The organism is Curtobacterium sp. NPDC090217 (assembly GCF_044746705.1).
In the GTDB taxonomy this organism is placed as follows: domain Bacteria; phylum Actinomycetota; class Actinomycetes; order Actinomycetales; family Microbacteriaceae; genus Curtobacterium.
The window spans coordinates 730,763-750,704 of sequence record NZ_JBIVCR010000002.1 but is presented as its reverse complement, the minus strand read 5'-3'; the positions used below and the strand labels follow the sequence as shown (position 1 = coordinate 750,704).

Below are 19,942 nucleotides of genomic sequence, written 5' to 3'. Positions count from 1 at the left end.
AACCCCTTCACATGAGCATGACCCCCGAGCAGGCCACCTGGTTCGCCGACGTCTCCGGCCGCATCGTGACCAACGTCGAGCAGGTGCTCCTGGGGAAGACGTTCGTGATCCGACTCGCGGTCACGGCGATGCTCAGCGAGGGCCACCTGCTGCTGGAGGACGTCCCCGGCACCGGGAAGACGAGCATGGCGCGGGCGCTGGCGCAGAGTGTGCAGGGCTCGACGAACCGGATCCAGTTCACCCCGGACCTGCTGCCTGGTGACATCACCGGCATCAGCGTCTACGACCAGCGCGCGCAGGAGTTCGAGTTCCACCGCGGCCCGGTCTTCGCGAACATCGTGCTCGCCGACGAGATCAACCGCGCGAGCCCGAAGACGCAGTCTGCGCTCCTGGAGGCGATGGAGGAATCCGCGATCACGGTCGACGGTGTGAACCACCGGCTCGCAGCGCCGTTCATGGTCATCGCGACGCAGAACCCCATCGAGCAGGCGGGCACGTACCGGCTCCCGGAGGCGCAGCTCGACCGCTTCCTGATGAAGACGTCGATCGGCTACCCGGACCACGCGGCGACGGTGAAGATCCTCGAGACCTCCTCGGCGCCGGCGTCGTCGGTGCCGCTCGCGAGCGTGGTGCCCGCTGCGACGATCACGGAGATGGCGGCGCTGGCCCGCACGGTGCACGTCGACGCGACGATCGCCGACTACGTCGCCCGCCTCGTGGACGCCACGCGTTCGGCGAGCGAGGTCCGCCTCGGCGTCAGTGTCCGCGGTGCAATGGGACTCATGCGCGCGTCGCGCGTGTTCGCGGCACTGAGCGGCCGGCACTACGTCACCCCCGACGACGTCAAGGCACTCGCGGAGCCCGTGCTCGCCCACCGTCTCGTGCTCGACGCCGAGGCGGAGTTCGACGGTGTCAGTGCCTCGAGCGTCGTCTCCCAGCTCCTGGTGGAGACCCCGCCGCCCGCGGACCGGGTCACGTCGTGACGGACCGCCGGCCCGTCTCCACGCGCTCGCGCCGTCCCTCGTCGACGCGGTCGCGTCGTTCGAGCACGGCGTACGAGCGCACGGGGACGGTCGCCGGCCTGACGAACGTCCGCACGCGGCTGGTCGGCGACCGCGACGGCGTCGCCGCCGACGCGGTCGTCGGGATCGTCCGTCTGTGGCACACGGCCTGGAGGCTCGTGGCACGCGGGTGGACCGAGGTCTCGTCGGTGGTCACCGGCCTGGGCTGGACGGTCGCCGCGCTCACGCTCGTCGCGTTCGTCACGGGGTACGTCTTCGGCCTGCGCGAGGTCGTCGTCGTCGGCTTCGCCGGTGCCCTGCTCGTGGTCGTCGCGGCCGTCGCGCTCATCGGCGGGTCGAGGCTGCTCATCCGGATGAGCCTCCCGGTCCGCCGCGTCGCGGTCGGTGACCCGGCGGGCGTGACCGTCACCGCGGAGAACCCCGCACGTCTGCCGTCCGTCCCGATCACGGTCGAGGTGCCGGTCGGCGCCGGACTCGTGGACGTCGCGATCCCGACCATCGCCCCGCGGGGCACGTTCGAACGAGAGGTCCCCGTCCCGACGGTCCGCCGAGGGGTCCTCGACGTCGGTCCGGTGACGGGCGTCCGCGCCGACCCGGTGGGCCTCGTGCGCCGGGAGATCGTCTGGACGGCTCGCGAACAGGTCATCGTGCACCCGAGGACGGTCGCGATCCCGTCGACCAGCACCGGTCTGGTCCGGGACCTCGAGGGGCAGGCGACGACCGACCTCTCGCCTGCCGACATCTCCTTCCACGCGATCCGTGAGTACATGCCGGGTGACGATCCCCGGAACATCCACTGGAAGTCGACGGCGAAGACCGGCGCGCTCATGGTGCGCCAGTTCGAGGACACGCGTCGGTCGCACCTGGTGATCGCGCTCGGCATCTCCAGGACCGAGTTCGTGGACGACGAGGAGTTCGAGCTCGCGGTCAGCGCCGCGGCGTCCCTCGGCAGCCGTGCGGTGCGAGACGGCCGAGAGGTCACGGTCGTCGTGTCCGAACGCACCCCGGAGTTCGCCAAGCGCGCCGTCTACGCCGTGCACCGCCTGCCGACCGTGACCCCGACGCGACTGCTGGACGACTTCGCGACCGTCGGCCTGGCGGACGCCTGCCTGCCCGTCGCCGAGGTCGCTCGCATCGTGGGCAACGACACCGCCGGGATCTCGGTCGCGTTCCTCGTCGTCGGATCTGCGGTCGAACTCCCCGCGCTCCGCCTCGCTGCCACCCGCTTCCCGATCGGCGTCGAGGTCGTCGCCGTGATCTGCGAGCCCGAGGCCGTCCCGCGGTTCGTGCGAGTACCAGGGTTGACCGTGATGACGATCGGCTACCTCGACGACCTCCGGCACGCGCTGCACCGATCGGCCGCCGCATGAGCGCCCCCGCGGTGGTGCCGTCGCGCGCACGGCGAGACACGCGACGTCGGGCCCGGCGGGTGCCGGCGTTCCGGCTCGTCGGCGGCACGCTCGTCGTGTGGCTGCTCCTGGCGGTCGCGAGCGTCGCGTGGTGGCCGGTGTACCGCGACGACGGCATGGTCGTCGCCGCGGTCACCGCGGTGCTCGTCGGTTCGCTCGTCGCGCTGCTCGGCGCCGTCTTCCGTCTGCCGACCGCGGTCGTCGCGATCGCGACGGTCGCGGCGTTCACGGTGACCGGTGTCCCCGCCGCCGTGCCGGGGGAGGCGAACGGGGTGCTCCCGACCGGCCAGGGCCTCCTGGACCTCTTCTCCGGCGTCGCGCTCGGCTGGAAGCGGCTCGTCACCATCAGCCTGCCGGTCGGGACCTACGAAGCCCTCCTGGTGCCGTTCTTCGTGACGATCCTCCTCGCGACGGTGACGTCCGTGAGCGTGGCGACCCGTGCCTCCAGGCAGGAACTGGCGAGCATCCCGGCACTGGTGCTGTTCGCCGCCGGTGTCGTCGTCGGGCCGAGCCGTCTCGACACGTCGCTCGCCCTCGCGGTCGTGCTCACCGGCATCGCGCTCGTCTGGGCGCTCACGGTGCGCCACGCGCGCCGCGCGGTCGCGGTGGCCCAGACGATCGGCGCCCGTGTCACGGTGACCAGGTCCGTCGTCCGGCCGGCCCTGGTCGGGACGGGGACGATCGTCGCTGCGGCGGTCGTCGCGACCGGACTGGGGCTGGTCGCGCCGCCGACCACCGCGCGGACCGTCGCGAGGACGGACGTCGTCAAGCCGTTCGATCCCCGCGACTACGTCAGCCCGCTCAGCGGCTTCCGGGCCTACGAGGAATCGACCGAGGCGGACACCACGCAGCTCCGTGTCACCGGCCTGCCGGAGAACGGGTTCGTCCGGATCGCCACGCTGGACACGTACGACGGCGTGGTCTACCGCGTCGGCGGGACGGACGGCTCGTCGGCATCGGGCACGTTCGAGCGTGTCCCGACGTCGGTGGACGTCCGCGGCGTGAGCGGGACCACCGTGCACGTCGGGGTGACCGTGGACGGCTACTCCGGGGTCTGGCTCCCGACCGTCGGCGACCTCGAACGCGTCGAGTTCGCGGGCGCTGCGGGGGAGCGGGAGCGCAGTGCGTTCTTCTACAACGCATCGACCCGCACCGGAGCGGTCGTCGGCGGGGTGCAGGACGGCACGCGGTACGACCTCACCGCGGTGGTCCCCGACCAGCCGACGGAGGAACAGCTGGCGACCGCGCGTCCGGGAACCGCGTCTGTCCCCGCCGCCCGCAACGTCCCGGACGCCGTGCGTGACACCGTCGAGTCCACGACCACCGATGCACAGAGCGACGGGGCGAAGCTCGTGGCCGTGGTGCAGGCACTGCAGCGGAACGGGTACGTCAGCCACGGTGTGGGTGACGACCGGGTCAGCCGTTCGGGCCACGGTGCCGACCGCATCCAGGAACTCCTCACCTCGCCGCTGATGCTCGGCGACCAGGAGCAGTACGCCGTCGCGGCGGCGCTGATGTCCGAGTCGATCGGCTTCCCCACCCGGGTCGTGCTGGGCTTCGCAGCGGGGGGTGACTCCGGATCGACGCCGTCCTCCTCTGGTGCTGCCGGCACGACGACCTTCCGCGGTTCCGACGTGACGGCCCGCATCGAGGTGGACACGGCGCAGTGGGGATGGGTCACCCTGAACCCCAACCCGACCGTCCGGGAGATCCCGAAGGAGCAGGAGCAGACCCCGCAACCGGTCACCAGGCCCGAGACGGTGGTGCCGCCGCCGCCCGTCGACCAGCAGGACCAGGACCAGCAGACGCCGCCGCAGAGCGACCGGAACACCCCGGACCAACCACCGCTCTGGTTGCAGATCCTGCTCGCCGCACTGCCGTGGGTGCTCGGGACCCTCGCGTTCATCGCCCTGGTGTTGCTGCCGTTCGGCGTGATCGTGCTGCTGAAGCGGATCCGTCGTCGTCGCCGTCGCCGCGCCGCGACTGCCAGGGGCCGCATCGTCGGCGCGTGGGACGAGTACCGGGACGCGTTGCTCGACCGCGGACACGACGTCCGTGCGGAGTCGACGCGACGAGAGGTCGCGTCGAGCGCCCCGGGGGACGGTGGAACCGGACTCGCCGCGCTGGCGGACCGAGCGGTGTTCGGCCCGAGCGAGGCGGACGACCGAACTGCCGACCGCATGTGGGAGGCCACCGACACCGCGATCGACGACCTCCGCGACGGACGGACCCGGCGGGAGCGCATCCGCACCGCCGTGTCGACGAGGTCGCTGCGCAGCACCGCACCGGGGGCGGCCGTCGCACGTGTCGGCGGCGCACTCCGACGGCGGGTGGGTGCCGGCCAGCGACGGCGTGGAGCCGGCGGTGACTACGATGTCCGGAGGCCCGACGAGCGTCACGGCGGGCCGGACGAGGACAGAGGCAACCTGTGATCAGATGCGAACACTGCGGATCGGTGCTCCCGGACGGAGCGATCTTCTGCGGTGAGTGCGGTCGAGCGGTGAACGCGGCTCCCGGGCGACGATCCGTCGCGCCCGAGCCCGTCGACCGTGCGACACCGCCGCCGCTCCAGCAGCCGGACCAGCACGGCCGTCGCCAGGACCCCGCCGCAGAGGCGTGGCTGCCGGAGTCGACGCTCGACCCCGCCACCAGAGCCTGGCTCACCGGTGCCGATCGCCGGCAGGCCGGTCCGACCGCACCCGTTCCCGTCCGGACGCCGGACGCCTATGCGCCCCGCTCCGCGCCGACCCACGTGCACGGTGCCGGCAGCGGCCTCGGTGCGTGGACGGGCGGCGAGGGTTCTCCGAGCACGCAGGCGCCGTCGGAGCCGCCGCTCGACCCGGACGCGTTCCCGTCCGAGGCCGTTGCCGTCGAGGACGACCCGGAGGTCACCCGCGTCGCACCCCGCTCCGGCGCAGGAACCACCCCGGTGCCGCCGACGTTCCAGCCGTCGCAGCCCGAGGCCGGGGCCGCCGCCGCGCCGTTCTGGGCGCCGGAGCCTGCACCCGCGACCGCTCCGAGCGCGCCCTCGTGGTGGATCGGTCGAGCCGTCGACGAGCAGTCGGCCGCTGCCGAACCGGTGACGGAGTCGGTGTCCGCCGATCGCGACGACGCAGTCTCGCCAGCCGAGGCGTCGGCCGCGCAGGTTCAGGACGAGGCCACGCCCGATGTCCTTCCCGAGGGCGACACCGGTGCGCGGCCGGGCGACACCGCGGTCGTCGAGCCGCTGGTCGACCGCCGGTCGATGCGTCCCGCACCATTGGTCCAGCCCGGGCTGCAGCCGACGACGTGCCACGTGTGCGGCCACCGGCTCGAGCCCGACGACATCTTCTGCGGCGAGTGCGGGGCGGTCCGTCCCGCGGTCACCGCCGCGTTCACCGGTCCCGTGATGCCGTTGCCGATGGACCGTCCCGACTGGGCGGCGAACGACGACGGGTCGCCGGTGGAAGCACCGGACGACGAGATCCCGGTCGACGCGCCGACGGACGACGCCGAGCGGACGGACGACCCCGAGCCGACGGACGAGGTCGGACCGACGGACGACGTCGAGCCGACGGACGACGTCGAGGCGACGGACGACGCGAAGCCGACGGACCAGGTCCAGGCGGCGGACGACGTCGAGGTCTCGCGACAGGATGTGCCCGCGCGCGAGGACGCACCCGTCCCGACCGCAGCACCCCTCCCGCCTGTCCCGACCGTCGCGCCCCTGCCGCCCATCCCCGGTGCGGAGCCTGCTCGACCGTTGTCCGACGCAGACGTCGTGCCCTCGAGCACCGACGCCGACGAGTCCGCGCAGCTCGACGAGGACGTGGACGAGACGCGGATCGTCACGAAGACCCCGACGCGTGCGCCCTTCGTCCTGCACTTCAGCACCGGCGAGCGCATCGGCGTCCACGGGACCGGACTGCTCGGGCGTCTGCCGCGCCCCGAGCCCGGCGAACGGTTCGACGACCTGCTGACGATCCACGACCCGGGCAAGTCCGTGTCGAAGACGCACCTCGAGCTCGGGCGCGATGACGCCGACCTCTGGGTGTCCGACCGGTTCTCCGGCAACGGGTCCGTCATCCGGCACATCGACGGATCGATCCGCCGATGCGAGCCGGGTCGTCGGTACCGGGTGGAGCGCGGAGCCCGGGTGGACATCGGCGAGCAGTTCTTCCTCGTGCAGTAGCGCGTCCCTGCACACGACGGCGGGCGCCGGGGTTCTCCACGGACTCCGGCGCCCGCTCACGTTCGTCGACCTGGTGCGATGGACTCGACGGCATGGGAGCACCCGCCGTTCGATGGTCCGTGCTGGCCGTCGCCGCCGTGGCCGGAGCTGCCGCGTCGCTCCCGGGCCCACCAGGACAGCGAACCACTTCTCTCGCAGCGGCCGTCATCCTCGGTGCGATCGCGTCGGTCGTGCGGTCGCGGTCGGCGAACAGGGAGCGCCCCGCGCCGATCGAGGTCCGCTTCCCCATGGACGAGGTGGTCGTCGACCTGGTACCCGATGGCCGTGCGCTCGACAGCGGTGCGCTGCACGTCGGCCGGGTGATCGGGGGAGGACCCGTGTCGATCGACCGCCTCGACGGCGTGCTGGTCGTCGGTCGCGGCGCACTGGCCGCCGGTGTCTTCGCGGCGGTCACGGCAGGCCTCGGGGCGACGGCGACCGCCGATCAGGAGCTCCGGGTCGCCCACGGCGCCGACGTCGTCCTGCCCGAGCTGGCCTGCGCGCCCGTCGCGACGCTGCCGTCGGGTTTCGCGGTGGCCGTGCTGGTCGGCGCCGACGGCAGCAGGGACGGCTCCGTCGTGCTCGTTCCCGATCTCCGGTGCCGACCACGCCGTCCCTGTCCCACCATCGAGGTCACCCGCTACGGCTGCACGCTCCGCAGCGACCCGGACGAACCCGTCGGGATGGCACTGGCCCCGGTGCTCCCGGGCCTCGACCCGCCTGCGGTCTAGCGGAGCCCGGCACCGGGGCGGATCGACCCGACCGGGAAGCCGCCGCCCAGGACCTTCTCGCCGGTGGTGCCGAGCACGTCGGCGACACCGTCCGCCGAGACGACGCCGTTCCGCTCGAGCAGCGTGAGCGCTGCCAGCGTGCCGGCGCGGAGTGCTCCGTCGAGGACCTTGACGACGACCGCGGCACCGCCGGGCGCAGCCATGACCATGACCCCCTCGGCACCGAGCTTGGCGACGAGCCCGAGCCGCTCGATCGTGACCGTGTTCGCTCGCCCGACCCCGTCGATCGCCCAGGGGTTCGCGAGGATCGCGTCGGTGAGGGCAGCCGTGTCGGCGTCGCCGCGCTGCACCACACCCGCGATGCCACGGGCCATGCCGGTGAACGTCAGCGGGAACACCGGCGCCCCGCACCCGTCGACGCCGACCACGTCGACGACCTCCCCGGTCGCGTCCTCGACGGTGGCCCGGACGGCGCGCTGCATCGGGTGGTCGATGTCGAGGTAGGTCGCGGCGTCCCACCCGTTCACCCGGCAGGCGGCGAGCATGCCGGCGTGCTTGCCGGAGCAGTTCATCGCGAGCCGACGGGGCTCGGTCATGGTCCGCGCCGTCGCCCGGTCGTACGGCATGTCCGGCGGACATCCGAGGTCGGCCTCGACGTGGTCGAAGGAGGCCAGCATGTGCTCGGCCAGCGCCTGGTGCGACGGCGTTCCGGCGTGGCTCGCCGTCGTCATCACGAGTTCCGCGTCCGAGAACCGCGCGCCGGCCCGTCGGATGGCGAGCGCCTGGAACGGCTTCATCGTGGAGCGCGGGTAGATGCTCGCGGAGATGTCCCCGACGGAGTCGATCACCGTGCCCGAGGCGTCGACGACGACACCGGCTCCGATGTGCCGGCTCTCGTCGAAGCCGGAGCGTTCGAGCACCGCGAGCTCGACGGAGCCGTCGGCGGTGAGAGGATGGCGGTCGGTGCGGACATCGGAGCTCTCCGTCATACCGAGATCGTACCGAGCCGCACGGCACCGGATCGCCCTGGAAGGGGAGCAGGCATGCACGACCACACCTACGAGGTCGAGGTCCGCTGGACCGGCGACCGTGGGACCGGCACCAGCGGGTACCGCGAGTACGGGCGCGACCACGTGGTCTCCGCCACCGGCAAGCCCGATGTCCTCGGGTCCGCCGACCCGACGTTCCGTGGCGACCGCGATCGCTGGAACCCGGAGGAGATGGTGACGGCGGCGCTCGCCCAGTGCCACATGCTCAGCTACCTGCACGTCGCGGTGACGCAGGGATTCACCGTCCTCGCCTACGAGGACCGTGCCACCGCCTCGATGAACCTGAACCGCGACGGCTCCGGCGAACTGACCGGCGCGACGCTCCACCCGGTCGTGACGATCGCCGAAGCCGATCGCGTCGCTGATGCCGAGGCGGCGCACGCGGCCGCGAACGCCCTCTGCTTCATCGCCCGGTCGGTGGCCTTCCCGGTCCACCACGACGCCACGACCATCGTCGCCGACCCGGCCGGTCGACCAGGCGAACCCCGACTCGGAGCCGACTCATCGACGAGTGAGGCAGACTAGGTGCCCGTGAAGCGTCTCCGCCTGCTCCCGATCGCCCTGGTGCCCGCCGTCGTCCTCGGACTGGCCGCCTGCTCCGGTTCCGGTTCCACCGACTCGTCGGCGACGCCGTCCGCGTCGTCCAGCGCGACCGCGTCGGCGATCACCAGCTGCCCGAAGCCAGGGAAGGCCTCGGCTGCGATCGACGTCTCCGGTGACTTCGGCGGCAAGACGGCCCCGACCGTGACGTTCTCCAAGGGGATCAAGGCGACGCCGCCGCAGGCGACGACCGTCACCAAGGGCTCCGGCGCGGCGCTGAAGAACGGCGACTACACGCAGGTCGCGTACAGCGTCTACCAGGCGTCGGACGCCAAGAAGCTCGGGACGGTCGGGTTCGACCAGGGCAACGCCCAGGTCCTGTCCGTCGGTGGCAGCGGTTTCGGTGCGCTCCTCGCGTGCTCGCACGTCGGCGACCGCATCGCTGCCGTCGGCGCTTCGTCGGCGCTCGGGTTCAACACCGGCGGCAACATCGTCGTCGTGGCCGACGTCATCGCGCAGACGCCGACGAAGTCCACGGGGGCGGCTCAGACGCAGAACCCCGACCTGCCGACCGTCAAGGACAAGTCCGACGGCGAACCGGAGATCACCATCCCGGACACCACCGCTCCGACCAAGACGACCGCCGAGGTCATCAAGCAGGGCGACGGCGACGAGATCGCCGAGGGGGACACCGCGCTGGTGCAGTACAAGGGCGTCCTCTACGACGGCGGCAAGGAGTTCGACTCCTCGTGGTCGAAGGGCGCGCCGACGACCTTCACCATCGCCGAGGGCTCCCTGATCAAGGGCTTCGTGACCGGACTGGTCGGCCAGAAGGTCGGCTCCCAGGTCATGATCGTCGTCACCCCGGAGGATGGCTACGGCGCCACGCCTCGAGAGGGATCGGGAATCCCGAAGAACGCGACGCTCGTCTTCGTCGTCGACATCCTCGCAAAGGGCTGATCCGTCGGCACACAGACGAGCGGGCGACGGTTATCCGTCGCCCGCTCGTTCGTTCTCTCGAGTGCTTCAGCCCTTCGTCACCGCGAGATCTTCACGACCGTGACCGGCCGTGCCCAGCTGATCGTCACACCAGCGCTGTAGTTGTACGCGGCTCCGTTCGACGCCGCGTAGCTCGTGCGGCGATCCCCAGCTCCGACGCGGACGATGTTCTTCCAGCTGCCAGTTCGTGTTCCGCTGCCGGTGTAGCCATACGGAACTCCCGAGGATGACGTCATACACGCACTGGTCGTCGTGCAGCCAGGAGTCACAGGCGTGAGTGCTCGTGCTGAGGAGCGGAATGCTGCCAGCACTTCACCGGTGTCCGGATCGACCAGCGCCTGGACGTTGCCCCCGCTCGCGAGAATGCGCTCCGCATCGGCCGTGGACTGGGTCTCCTGCAGAGCAGCGAGACGCGCATCGATCGCGGCATACCCATCCGCCCCAGTGGTCGCGAACGCTGCTTGCGGTGTCACGGCTGCTCCTGCGACCACGATTGCGGTCGCGGCGATCGTGATGAGTCTGTTCTTCATTTTCTTCCCTCCCATGGTGACCATCTGGTCCCTCGCAATGTAGCAGCGGTGAAACTCTGGCGGATGGATATTGCAGGTTGACATCCGAGCTCCCGATCGGGACCGAGTAGGTTGGGGGATCATGCACGCCACCCCCGAACGCCGCCGCATCATCGTCCTCGGCAGCACCGGCTCGATCGGCACGCAGGCGCTCGACGTCGTCGCCCGCAACCCCGACCGCTTCGAGGTCGTCGGCCTCACCGCGGGGACGAACGCCGCCACGATGGCCGAGCAGGCTGCCGAGTTCGGCGTCCGCGACACCGCGCTCGGGGCCGCCGACGCCGAGCGCCTGATCCGCAGCGTCGAGGCGGACGTCGTGCTCAACGGCATCACCGGCTCCGTGGGCCTCGGCCCGACGCTCGCGACGCTCGAGACGGACGCCACCCTCGCCCTGGCGAACAAGGAGAGCCTGATCGTCGGCGGCCCGCTCGTGCAGGCGGCGGCGTCACCCGGCCAGATCGTGCCGGTCGACAGCGAGCACTCCGCGATCGCGCAGGCCCTCCGCTCGGGCACCGACGCCGAGGTCCGCCGCCTGGTCCTGACGGCCAGCGGCGGCCCGTTCCGCGGCAGGTCCCGTGCGAGCCTCGTCGACGTGACGCCGCAGCAGGCGCTCGCGCACCCGACGTGGGACATGGGCCTCGTGGTGACGACGAACTCGGCCACCCTGGTGAACAAGGGCCTCGAGGTGATCGAGGCGCACCTGCTCTTCGGCGTGCCGTACGACCGCATCGACGTCACCGTGCACGCCCAGTCGATCGTGCACTCGATGGTGGAGTTCACCGACGGTTCCACGATCGCGCAGGCATCGCCCCCTGACATGCGGCTGCCGATCGCGCTCGGGCTCGCGTGGCCGCACCGTGTCCCCGGTGTCGGGGTCCCGCTCGACTGGACGTCGGCGAGCACGTGGACGTTCGAGCCGCTCGACGACGAGGCGTTCGGTGCGGTGGCGCTGGCGAAGCGGGTCGGCGAACTCGGCGGCACGTACCCGGCCGTGTTCAACGCCGCGAACGAGCAGGCCGTCGCCGCGTTCCACGCCGGCGCGATCGGCTTCCTCGACATCGTGGAGACGATCGAGCGGGTGGTGGAGTCGCACGAGCCCACGGAGCCGTCGCTCGACGGCGTCCTCGCGTCGGAGCGGTGGGCACGCACCGCTGCGGACCGCGCGCTGGCCCGCTGACGCGGAGGAGGCACGGGTCACCACCCAGGACACGCTCGGCTGCTTCTTTGCCAGCGTCCCGTACGCTTCTCCGGTGACCGTCGGAACCGTGCTCCTCTTCGTCCTCGGCGTGGTCGTCTTCATCGTCGGCCTGCTGATCTCGATCGGGCTCCACGAGCTCGGTCACCTCGCGTTCGCGAAGCTCTTCGGCGTGAAGGTGACGCAGTACTCGCTCGGCTTCGGCAAGGCGCTCTGGTCGTTCCGTCGGGGCGAGACCGAGTACGGCATCCGCCCGATCCTGCTCGGCGGCTACATCTCGATGGTCGGCATGCTGAAGCCCCGCGCTTCCGGCCGCGCCATCACGAACACGGGCATGTACAGCGCGTTCGTGCAGGACGCCAGGCAGGCCAGTGCCGAGCAGATCGCGGAGTCCGGCGGCGACGACTCGCGGGCGTTCTACCGGTTGACCCCGTGGAAGCGCATCATCGTGATGGTCGCCGGGCCGGCGATGAACCTGGTGATCGGGATCGTCCTGTTCGGTGTGCTGCTCGTCGGGTTCGGCGCGCCGACCACGACCTTCACGTCGAGCGTCGACTGCGTGCTCCCGACGACCGCGACGACCACGTGTTCACCAGGGGACGCCGTCTCCCCGGCGAAGGAAGCGGGGATCCGCTCCGGCGACGTGGTCCTCGCCGTCGGCGGCAAGGAGAACCCGACGATCGCCGAGGTCTCCGACACGTTCCAGGAGTCGGCTGGCAAGTCGGTCGAGGTCGTCGTCGAGCGCGACGGTGCACGGAAGACCCTCGAGGTCACGCCGGCGCTGGCCACCCGCGACGTCTACGACGCGCAGGGGAAGGTCGTGAAGAACGATGACGGCACCGCGAAGACCCAGCAGGTCGGTGTGGTCGGGGTCTCGATCGGCCAGACGCTCGTGCGGCAGTCGCCCGCTGCGGTGCTCCCGGCCACCGGGGCGCAGATCGGGGCGTCCGCCCACCTCATCATCGACCTCCCGCAGCGCCTCGTCGCGGTCTGGAACGCGGCCTTCGGCGCCCAGGAGCGTTCGTCGGACAGCCCGGTGTCCGTGGTCGGTGTCGGTCGGGCGATCGGCACGGTGTCGTCGATGAGCGGCGTCCCCGTGGTCGACAAGATCTACACGATCCTCGGGCTGCTGGCGTCGCTGAACATCGGCCTGTTCGTGCTGAACATGGTGCCGCTCCTGCCACTCGACGGCGGCCACATCGCCGGCGCCCTCTGGGAGGCGATCAAGCGTCGCGCCTTCAAGCTCGTCGGCAAGGCGGACCCCGGTCCCATCGACCTCGCGAAGACCATGCCGCTCACGATGGTCGTCGTGGTGTTGCTCGCCGGCATGAGCGCACTGCTGATCTACGCCGACATCGTGCGGCCGGTGAACCTGTTCGGATAGGCCCCGCCAGCACTACGCTCAGCGCATGAGCACAGCGCCCGAGGTCCGTGCCGTCGAACGGCAGGGCATCGACGTCATCGCCGAGTCCGAGCGGAAGGGGCGGCCCCGTGGGCTGTTCTGGCCGTGGTTCGCCGCCAACATCTCCGTCCTCGGGCTGAGCTACGGCTCGTTCGTGCTGGGCTTCGGGATCTCCGTGGTCCAGGCGACCGTGGTGTCCGTCATCGGGGTCGTGTTCTCGTTCCTGCTGTGCGGCATCGTGGCGATCGCCGGCAAGCGCGGTTCTGCGCCGACGATGGTCCTGAGCCGCGCGGCCTTCGGCGTGCGGGGCAACCGACTGCCGTCGTTCCTGAGCTGGATCCTCACCGTCGGATGGGAGACCTCGCTCGCCGCGCTGGCGGTGCTCGCGACGTCGACGGTGTTCCGGGAGCTCGGCTGGGACGACGGCGTCGTGACGAAGCTCGTCGCGCTCGTGGTCGTCGCCGCGCTGGTGATCGGCGCCGGCATCGCCGGGTTCGACGTGATCATGCGGCTGCAGGCGTGGATCACCGTGATCACCGCCGTGCTGACGGTCGTCTACATCGTGCTCGTCGCCGGGTCGATCGACTTCGGCGCACTCGCGGCGCTGCCATCCGGGAGCGCGCAGAACGTCGTCGGCGCACTGGTCCTCGTGATGACCGGGTTCGGCCTCGGCTGGGTGAACGCCGCCGCCGACTACTCCAGGTACCTGCCGCGGTCGGCCTCGACGGGCGGGGTGGTGTGGTGGACGACGTTCGGGGGAGCGCTCGCCCCGGTGGTGCTCGTCGTCACCGGGGTCCTGCTCGCGGGGTCGTCGAAGCAGCTGAACACCGACATCAGTGCCGACCCGATCGGCGCGCTCACCACGCTGCTGCCGGTCTGGTTCCTCGTGCCGTTCGCCATCGTCGCCATCCTCGGCCTGGTCGGCGGTGCGGTCCTCGACATCTACTCCTCCGGACTCGCACTGCTGAGTGCCGGGATCCGCATCCCGCGCCCGGTCGCCGCGGGGGTGGACGGCGCCTTCATGGTCGCCGGTGCGATCTACGTGGTGTTCTTCGCGACCGACTTCATCTCGCCGTTCCAGGCGTTCCTGGTGACGCTCGGCGTCCCGATCGCGGCGTGGTGCGGCGTCTTCGTGGCCGACGTCGTCCTGCGCCGGAAGGCCTATGCCGAGGGGGAGCTGCACGCGACGACCGGCCGGTACGGTGACGTCCGCTGGGGAGCGATCGGGCTCGTCGTGCTCGGGACCGCGCTCGGTTGGGGACTCGTGACGAACACGTACGGCGTCCCATCGTGGCTCAACTGGCAGGGGTACCTGCTGGAGCCGTTCGGACTCGGCGGTCGCACGGGTGCATGGGCGTACGCGAACCTCGGTGTGCTGGTGGCCCTGGTCGTCGGGTTCCTCGGGACGCTGCTCTTCGCCCGCCGGTCGATCCGCGAGCAGGAGGCACTGCCGGTGACCGAGCCGATCGACAGCGTCCCCGCGACGGAGCTGCACCCGTGACTCCTGCACCGGACACCGGCGACGCGTGGCTCGTCGTGATCGACATGCAACGCGTCTTCACCGGTGACAGCCAGTGGGCCGCGCCACGCTACGACGACGCTGCTGCGGGGATCCAGCGCCTGCTCCCGCGGTTCTCGGATCGGACGGTCCGTACCCGCTTCGTCGCGCCGGAGCACCCACAGGGTGCATGGGGCGACTACTACCGCGACTGGCCCTTCGCGCTCGTCCCCGCCGACGATCCGCTGTACGACCTGACGGAGCCGTTCGCGGCCCTGGACGGCCCCGTCGTCACCGAGACGTCCTTCGGCAAGTGGGGGACGGGCCTCTCCCACGCGCTCGGCCGTCACGCCGCTCCGCAAGCTCCGCGGCGCGCGGAACCGGCGCGCGGGGCCCAGTCCGTCGTCGGCGACCAGCCGCACCTGGTCCTGACCGGCGTGTCGACGGATTGCTGCGTCCTGTCGACCGCGCTCGCGGCGGCGGACGCCGGCGCCCGCGTGACGGTCGTCGCGGACGCCTGCGCCGGCGCGAGTGACGCGCACCACGAGCGCGCCCTCGTCACCATGCGCCTGTACGCCCCGCTGATCACGGTCGTCGACACGCTCTGAGGTTCGCGCGCACCCGGAGCGCGTAGAGTTCGATGCGTGCCCGCAGTGAATCTCGGTATGCCCAAGGCCCCGGAAACCCTCGCCCCCCGTCGCAAGTCCCGGCAGATCCGGGTCGGCAAGGTGCTGGTCGGTGGCGACGCGCCGGTCTCCGTGCAGTCGATGACCACGACGCCGACCACGAACATCAACGCGACCCTGCAGCAGATCGCTGAGCTCACGGCGTCCGGCTGTGACATCGTCCGCGTGGCGGTGCCGACCCAGGACGACGCCGACGCGCTGCCGATCATCGCGAAGAAGTCGCAGATCCCGGTGATCGCCGACATCCACTTCCAGCCCAAGTACGTCTTCCAGGCGATCGACGCCGGATGTGCCGCCGTCCGCGTGAACCCGGGCAACATCCGCAAGTTCGACGACCAGGTGGGCGCGATCGCCGCGGCGGCCAAGGCGGCGAACGTCAGCCTCCGTATCGGGGTGAACGCCGGGTCGCTCGAGCCGAGCCTGCTCCAGAAGTACGGCAAGGCCACCCCGGAGGCGCTCGTCGAGTCGGCCGTCTGGGAAGCGAGCCTGTTCGAGGAGCACGACTTCCACGACTTCAAGATCTCGGTCAAGCACAACGACCCGATCGTGATGGTGAAGGCCTACCGGCAGCTCGCCGAGCGCGGCGACTGGCCCCTGCACCTCGGCGTGACCGAGGCCGGTCCGGAGTTCCAGGGCACCATCAAGAGCGCCACCGCGTTCGGCATCCTGCTCAGCGAGGGCATCGGCGACACCATCCGCGTGTCCCTGTCTGCGCCCCCCGCGCAAGAGGTGAAGGTCGGCCTGCAGATCCTGCAGTCGCTGAACCTCCGCGAGCGCAAGCTCGAGATCGTCTCGTGCCCGAGCTGCGGCCGCGCCCAGGTGGACGTCTACCAGCTCGCGAACGACGTCACGACGGGGCTCGAGGGCATGACCGTGCCGCTCCGCGTCGCCGTGATGGGCTGCGTCGTGAACGGCCCTGGTGAAGCCCGCGAGGCCGACCTCGGCGTCGCGTCCGGCAACGGCAAGGGCCAGATCTTCGTCAAGGGCCAGGTCATCAAGACCGTGCCGGAGGCCGAGATCGTCGCCACGCTCATCGCGGAGGCGAACCGCCTGGCCGACGAGATGGGTCCTGCGGCCGCGACCGGCAAGCCCGAGGTCATCACCGCGTAGTCCCGGTCTGGAGGCCCGTGGCGGCTCCTCCACGCCGGTACCGGTCCGTCGCACGACCGGTTCCACCGCCGCTAGGCTTGCGTCCGTGGTCACACGGCTTTCGCATCTCTTCCTCCGTACGCTCCGCGACGACCCCTCCGACGCCGAGGTGACGAGCCACAAGCTGCTCGTCCGCGCCGGGTACGTCCGTCGCCAGTCCCCGGGGATCTTCGCGTGGCTGCCGCTCGGGCTGCGCGTGCGCGCCAAGATCGAGGGCATCATCCGCGAGGAGATGGTCGCCGCCGGCGCGCAGGAAGTCCTGCTCCCGGCGCTCCTGCCGCGTGAGCCGTACGAAGCGACGAACCGCTGGACCGAGTACGGCGACGGCATGTTCCGCCTGCAGGACCGCAAGGGTTCCGACTACCTGCTCGCCCCCACGCACGAGGAGATGTTCGCGCTCCTGGTGAAGGACCTGTACTCGTCGTACAAGGACCTGCCGGTCACGCTCTTCCAGATCCAGGACAAGTACCGCGACGAAGCGCGTCCCCGTGCCGGGCTCCTGCGCGGTCGCGAGTTCACCATGAAGGACGCGTACTCGTTCGACCTCGACGACGCCGGGCTCGACCGCAGCTACCAGGTGATGCGCGACGCCTACGAGAAGATCTTCGCCCGCCTGGGGCTCGAGTACGTGATCGTCAAGGCCGATGCCGGCGCGATGGGCGGCTCCAAGTCGGAAGAGTTCCTGCACCCGATCGCGGTCGGCGAGGACACCTTCGTGCGCAGTGCCGGCGGGTACGCGGCCAACGTCGAGGCGTACGTCACCCCGGTCCCCGACGCCCTGCCGATCGACGGCCAGCCCGAGCCCGTGCTGCTGCCGGCGTCGGACACCCCGACGATCGACACCCTCGTCGAGCACGCCAACCAGGTCGCTCCGCGTGACGGTGCGCCGTGGACGGCCGCCGACACGCTCAAGAACGTCGTGCTCGCGCTGACGCACCTCGACGGCACGCGGGAGATCGTCGTCGTCGGGCTCCCCGGCGACCGCGACGTCGACATGAAGCGGGCAGAGGTCTCGTTCGCCCCCGCCGAGGTCGAAGCCGCTGGTGACGACGACTTCCGGAAGCACAAGGGCCTGGTCAAGGGCTACATCGGCCCGCAGGTCCTCGGCGAGGACAGCGCGACGGGCATCCGGTACTTCGTCGATCCGCGCGTCGTCGACGGCACGGCGTGGGTGACCGGCGCGAACGAGCGCGGCCTCCACGTCTCGGGCCTCGTCGCCGGGCGTGACTTCGTCGCCGACGGCGTGGTCGAGGTCTCCGACGTCCGTGCCGGCGACCCCGCACCCGACGGCTCCGGCCCGCTCGAGACCGCCCGCGGCATGGAGATCGGCCACGTGTTCCAGCTCGGCCGCAAGTACGCGGAGGCCCTCGGGCTCAAGGTGCAGGACGAGAACGGCAAGCTCGCCACCGTGACGATGGGCTCGTACGGCATCGGCGTCACCCGCATCCTGGCGATCCTGGCCGAGGCGCACAACGACGACAAGGGCCTCGCGTGGCCGAAGCACGTCGCGCCGTTCGACGTGCACGTCGTCGCCACGGGCCGAGACGAGACCGCGTACGACCTCGCCACGTCGATCGTCGCCTCGCTCGAGGACGACCGGTACGACGTGCTGTACGACGACCGTCCGAAGGTCTCTCCCGGCGTCAAGCTCCGCGACGCCGAGCTGCTGGGCATGCCGATCGTGATCGTCTCCGGTCGTGGTGCTGCCGACGGCATCGTCGAACTGTGGAACCGTGCGAGCGGTGAGCGTACCGAGGTGCCGGTCGCCGACCTGCTCGAGGCGGTCCGCGCGATCTAGCAGGCTGACACCGCGGTGCGGCCGAAACGCCGCGACCGCGTCGAGACGCCGCCGATTTCGGCGGCGTCTCGTCGTTCCGCGACCGTTTCGGAGATCTGGGCGCGCCACGCACCGGACGGGAGGCTCGGTGCGGGCTGGCACCGTGCCTCCAGTCCGCAACGGCGCGGCCGGGTCGCCACCAGCAGTGCGGTAGTCTGGACGCCGACTTCTGCGCGGTTCCAGTGCGCGGGAGCGACTCAGCTGAATACGGAGGCCCTCGGTGAAGATCGATCTCGCAGTCCTGCGACTCATGGAGCGTGAACGGGAGATCCCGTTCGAAGAACTCGTCCAGATCATCGAGTCGGCCATCCTGACCGCGTACCACAAGCACACCGACGAGAACGGCGAGCCGGCCGACGCGCAGTCCCGCGTCGAGCTCGACCGGAAGACCGGCGAGGTCAGCGTCTTCGTGCCGGAGCGCGACGACGAGGGCACCGTCATCGGCGAGGCCGTCGACCAGCCGAGCGACTTCGGCCGCATCGCGGCGTTCGCGGCGAAGCAGGTCATCAACCAGCGACTCCGCGACATCGGCGACGACAAGATCCTCGGCGAGTTCCGCGGCAAGGAAGGCGACATCGTCGCGGGTGTGGTCCAGCAGGGTCCGAACCCGAAGATGGTGCACGTCGACCTCGGCACCGTCGAGGCCATCCTGCCGCCCGAAGAGCAGGTCCCGGGGGAGACGTACACGCACGGCTCCCGCCTCCGCGTCTACGTGACGAGCGTCGGCCGCGGCAACAAGGGCCCGCAGATCACGGTGTCGCGCACGCACCCGGGTCTGGTCCGCAAGCTGTTCGCGCTCGAGGTCCCGGAGATCGCCTCCGGCGTCGTGGAGATCACCTCGCTCGCTCGTGAAGCCGGTCACCGCACGAAGATCGCGGTCAAGGCGAACGAACCGGGCGTCAACGCGAAGGGCGCGTGCATCGGCGAACTCGGTGCCCGCGTGCGCGCCGTGACGACCGAGCTCGGTGCCGAGAAGATCGACATCGTGGACTGGTCGCCGGACCTCGCGACGTTCGTGGCGAGCGCGCTGTCGCCGGCGAAGGTGACGAGCGCCTTCGTGCTCGACGTGTCGACGAAGGCGGTCCGAGCCCTGGTGCCGGACTACCAGCTGTCGCTCGCGATCGGCAAGGAAGGGCAGAACGCCCGACTCGCCGCGAAGCTCACGGGTGCGCGCATCGACATCCAGCCGGACAGCATCCTCGACGGGGACGACGAGTCGTAGCGGGCGCGTTTCGCGCTCGGCGTGCCCCGTCCGGGCGCGCCGGATCGCGGTCGTCGGAGGCAAGGAGTAGAGTGGTCGCCGTCAGAACGTGCATCGGCAGTCGTCGTCGCGCATCCCGATCCTCCCTCCTCCGAGTCGTCGCCCTGGGCGACGGACGTGTGGTGGCGGATCCGAAGGCAGTCATGCCGGGCCGGGGAGCGTGGCTCACACCGACCGTCGAAGCCTACGAGCTGGCCGTCAAGCGCAGGGCTTTCCGCCGGGCGCTGCGGCTGGATCGCGAACCGGACACGTCTGCGGTGCTCGACTACCTGCGGAGCCTCCCTCACCCGAGGGACCTCGCGGAAGAGCGCCCGGACACGACAGAACAGGCTGAACGGCTTATGGACAACTGATGAGCGGCTCGAAATGAGACCCATCATCCAGT

General features: G+C 71.0%; 17 protein-coding genes. 15 read left to right on the top strand and 2 right to left on the bottom strand.

Annotated features, from left to right (window positions below; genetic code table 11):
• Window positions 1-11 precede the first annotated feature (11 nt).
• The 5 genes from ACIPJ2_RS11235 (at window position 12) to ACIPJ2_RS11215 (ending at window position 7,372) form a co-directional block, all read left to right on the top strand.
• Entirely contained in the window at window positions 12-983 is a 972-nt protein-coding gene (locus ACIPJ2_RS11235; protein WP_281264739.1) for a MoxR family ATPase, read from the top strand.
• Complete coding sequence (locus ACIPJ2_RS11230; protein ID WP_402728874.1) at window positions 980-2,392, top strand: DUF58 domain-containing protein; 1,413 nt, start codon at window positions 980-982, stop codon at window positions 2,390-2,392. Before ACIPJ2_RS11235 ends, ACIPJ2_RS11230 begins: the two co-directional genes overlap by 4 nt.
• Window positions 2,389-4,863 (top strand): transglutaminaseTgpA domain-containing protein, encoded by a 2,475-nt coding sequence (locus ACIPJ2_RS11225; RefSeq protein WP_402728873.1) that lies wholly within the window; start codon window positions 2,389-2,391, stop codon window positions 4,861-4,863. The genes ACIPJ2_RS11230 and ACIPJ2_RS11225 overlap by 4 nt, the downstream gene beginning before the upstream one ends.
• A 68-nt stretch (window positions 4,864-4,931) precedes the next feature.
• Window positions 4,932-6,602 carry a hypothetical protein gene (locus ACIPJ2_RS11220; protein WP_402728872.1) on the top strand — a complete coding sequence of 557 codons (1,671 nt, stop codon included), beginning with the start codon at window positions 4,932-4,934 and terminating at the stop codon, window positions 6,600-6,602.
• Between the two features lie 92 nt (window positions 6,603-6,694).
• On the top strand, window positions 6,695-7,372 hold the full coding sequence (locus tag ACIPJ2_RS11215; RefSeq protein ID WP_402728871.1) for a hypothetical protein: 678 nt from the start codon (window positions 6,695-6,697) through the stop codon (window positions 7,370-7,372).
• On the opposite strand, the gene ACIPJ2_RS11210 is transcribed toward ACIPJ2_RS11215, so the two are convergent.
• Window positions 7,369-8,361, bottom strand: coding sequence for an asparaginase (locus tag ACIPJ2_RS11210; protein WP_402728870.1), 993 nt, complete (start codon window positions 8,359-8,361; stop codon window positions 7,369-7,371). The genes ACIPJ2_RS11215 and ACIPJ2_RS11210 overlap by 4 nt on opposite strands.
• Window positions 8,362-8,415: 54 nt before the next feature.
• On the opposite strand from ACIPJ2_RS11210, the gene ACIPJ2_RS11205 reads away from it, so the two are divergent.
• Together ACIPJ2_RS11205 and ACIPJ2_RS11200 are read left to right on the top strand one after the other, a co-directional pair.
• Window positions 8,416-8,946: an OsmC family protein gene (locus ACIPJ2_RS11205; protein WP_402728869.1), complete on the top strand. Its 531-nt coding sequence runs from the start codon at window positions 8,416-8,418 to the stop codon at window positions 8,944-8,946.
• Between the two features lie 6 nt (window positions 8,947-8,952).
• Window positions 8,953-9,921: an FKBP-type peptidyl-prolyl cis-trans isomerase gene (locus ACIPJ2_RS11200; protein WP_402728868.1), complete on the top strand. Its 969-nt coding sequence runs from the start codon at window positions 8,953-8,955 to the stop codon at window positions 9,919-9,921.
• A 77-nt stretch (window positions 9,922-9,998) separates the two neighbouring features.
• On the opposite strand, the gene ACIPJ2_RS11195 is transcribed toward ACIPJ2_RS11200, so the two are convergent.
• Entirely contained in the window at window positions 9,999-10,490 is a 492-nt protein-coding gene (locus tag ACIPJ2_RS11195; protein ID WP_402728867.1) for a hypothetical protein, read from the bottom strand.
• 121 nt (window positions 10,491-10,611) lie between these two features.
• Between ACIPJ2_RS11195 and dxr the strand changes: the two genes are divergently transcribed.
• The 8 genes from dxr (at window position 10,612) to ACIPJ2_RS11155 (ending at window position 19,910) form a co-directional block, all read left to right on the top strand.
• On the top strand, window positions 10,612-11,706 hold the full coding sequence (dxr, locus tag ACIPJ2_RS11190; RefSeq protein WP_402728866.1) for a 1-deoxy-D-xylulose-5-phosphate reductoisomerase: 1,095 nt from the start codon (window positions 10,612-10,614) through the stop codon (window positions 11,704-11,706).
• A gap of 73 nt (window positions 11,707-11,779) precedes the next feature.
• Window positions 11,780-13,108 (top strand): M50 family metallopeptidase, encoded by a 1,329-nt coding sequence (locus tag ACIPJ2_RS11185; protein WP_402728865.1) that lies wholly within the window; start codon window positions 11,780-11,782, stop codon window positions 13,106-13,108.
• 25 nt (window positions 13,109-13,133) lie between these two features.
• Window positions 13,134-14,627 carry a purine-cytosine permease family protein gene (locus ACIPJ2_RS11180; protein ID WP_402728864.1) on the top strand — a complete coding sequence of 498 codons (1,494 nt, stop codon included), beginning with the start codon at window positions 13,134-13,136 and terminating at the stop codon, window positions 14,625-14,627.
• A complete protein-coding gene (locus tag ACIPJ2_RS11175) occupies window positions 14,624-15,232 on the top strand; it encodes a cysteine hydrolase family protein (RefSeq protein WP_402728863.1) in 609 nt (202 codons plus the stop codon). The genes ACIPJ2_RS11180 and ACIPJ2_RS11175 overlap by 4 nt, the downstream gene beginning before the upstream one ends.
• A 57-nt stretch (window positions 15,233-15,289) precedes the next feature.
• Window positions 15,290-16,420: a flavodoxin-dependent (E)-4-hydroxy-3-methylbut-2-enyl-diphosphate synthase gene (gene ispG, locus ACIPJ2_RS11170; RefSeq protein WP_402728989.1), complete on the top strand. Its 1,131-nt coding sequence runs from the start codon at window positions 15,290-15,292 to the stop codon at window positions 16,418-16,420.
• Window positions 16,421-16,505: 85 nt separating this feature from the next.
• Window positions 16,506-18,257: a proline--tRNA ligase gene (locus ACIPJ2_RS11165; protein ID WP_281264726.1), complete on the top strand. Its 1,752-nt coding sequence runs from the start codon at window positions 16,506-16,508 to the stop codon at window positions 18,255-18,257.
• 259 nt (window positions 18,258-18,516) lie between these two features.
• Window positions 18,517-19,518, top strand: a complete 1,002-nt coding sequence (nusA, locus tag ACIPJ2_RS11160) for a transcription termination factor NusA (protein ID WP_402728862.1) — start codon at window positions 18,517-18,519, stop codon at window positions 19,516-19,518.
• A 71-nt stretch (window positions 19,519-19,589) separates the two neighbouring features.
• A complete protein-coding gene (locus tag ACIPJ2_RS11155) occupies window positions 19,590-19,910 on the top strand; it encodes a YlxR family protein (RefSeq protein ID WP_281264724.1) in 321 nt (106 codons plus the stop codon).
• Window positions 19,911-19,942: the final 32 nt, after the last annotated feature.

What these genes read in the sequence shown, in the direction of transcription:
- ACIPJ2_RS11215 (WP_402728871.1), top strand. Translation starts at nt 6,695, where the DNA reads ATGGGAGCACCCGCCGTTCGATGGTCCGTGCTGGCCGTCGCCGCCGTG.
- ispG (WP_402728989.1), top strand. Translation starts at nt 15,290, where the DNA reads ATGCCCAAGGCCCCGGAAACCCTCGCCCCCCGTCGCAAGTCCCGGCAG.
- ACIPJ2_RS11225 (WP_402728873.1), top strand. Translation starts at nt 2,389, where the DNA reads ATGAGCGCCCCCGCGGTGGTGCCGTCGCGCGCACGGCGAGACACGCGA.
- ACIPJ2_RS11210 (WP_402728870.1), bottom strand. Translation starts at nt 8,361, where the DNA reads ATGACGGAGAGCTCCGATGTCCGCACCGACCGCCATCCTCTCACCGCC.
- dxr (WP_402728866.1), top strand. Translation starts at nt 10,612, where the DNA reads ATGCACGCCACCCCCGAACGCCGCCGCATCATCGTCCTCGGCAGCACC.
- ACIPJ2_RS11195 (WP_402728867.1), bottom strand. Translation starts at nt 10,490, where the DNA reads ATGAAGAACAGACTCATCACGATCGCCGCGACCGCAATCGTGGTCGCA.
- ACIPJ2_RS11235 (WP_281264739.1), top strand. Translation starts at nt 12, where the DNA reads ATGAGCATGACCCCCGAGCAGGCCACCTGGTTCGCCGACGTCTCCGGC.
- ACIPJ2_RS11205 (WP_402728869.1), top strand. Translation starts at nt 8,416, where the DNA reads ATGCACGACCACACCTACGAGGTCGAGGTCCGCTGGACCGGCGACCGT.
- ACIPJ2_RS11180 (WP_402728864.1), top strand. Translation starts at nt 13,134, where the DNA reads ATGAGCACAGCGCCCGAGGTCCGTGCCGTCGAACGGCAGGGCATCGAC.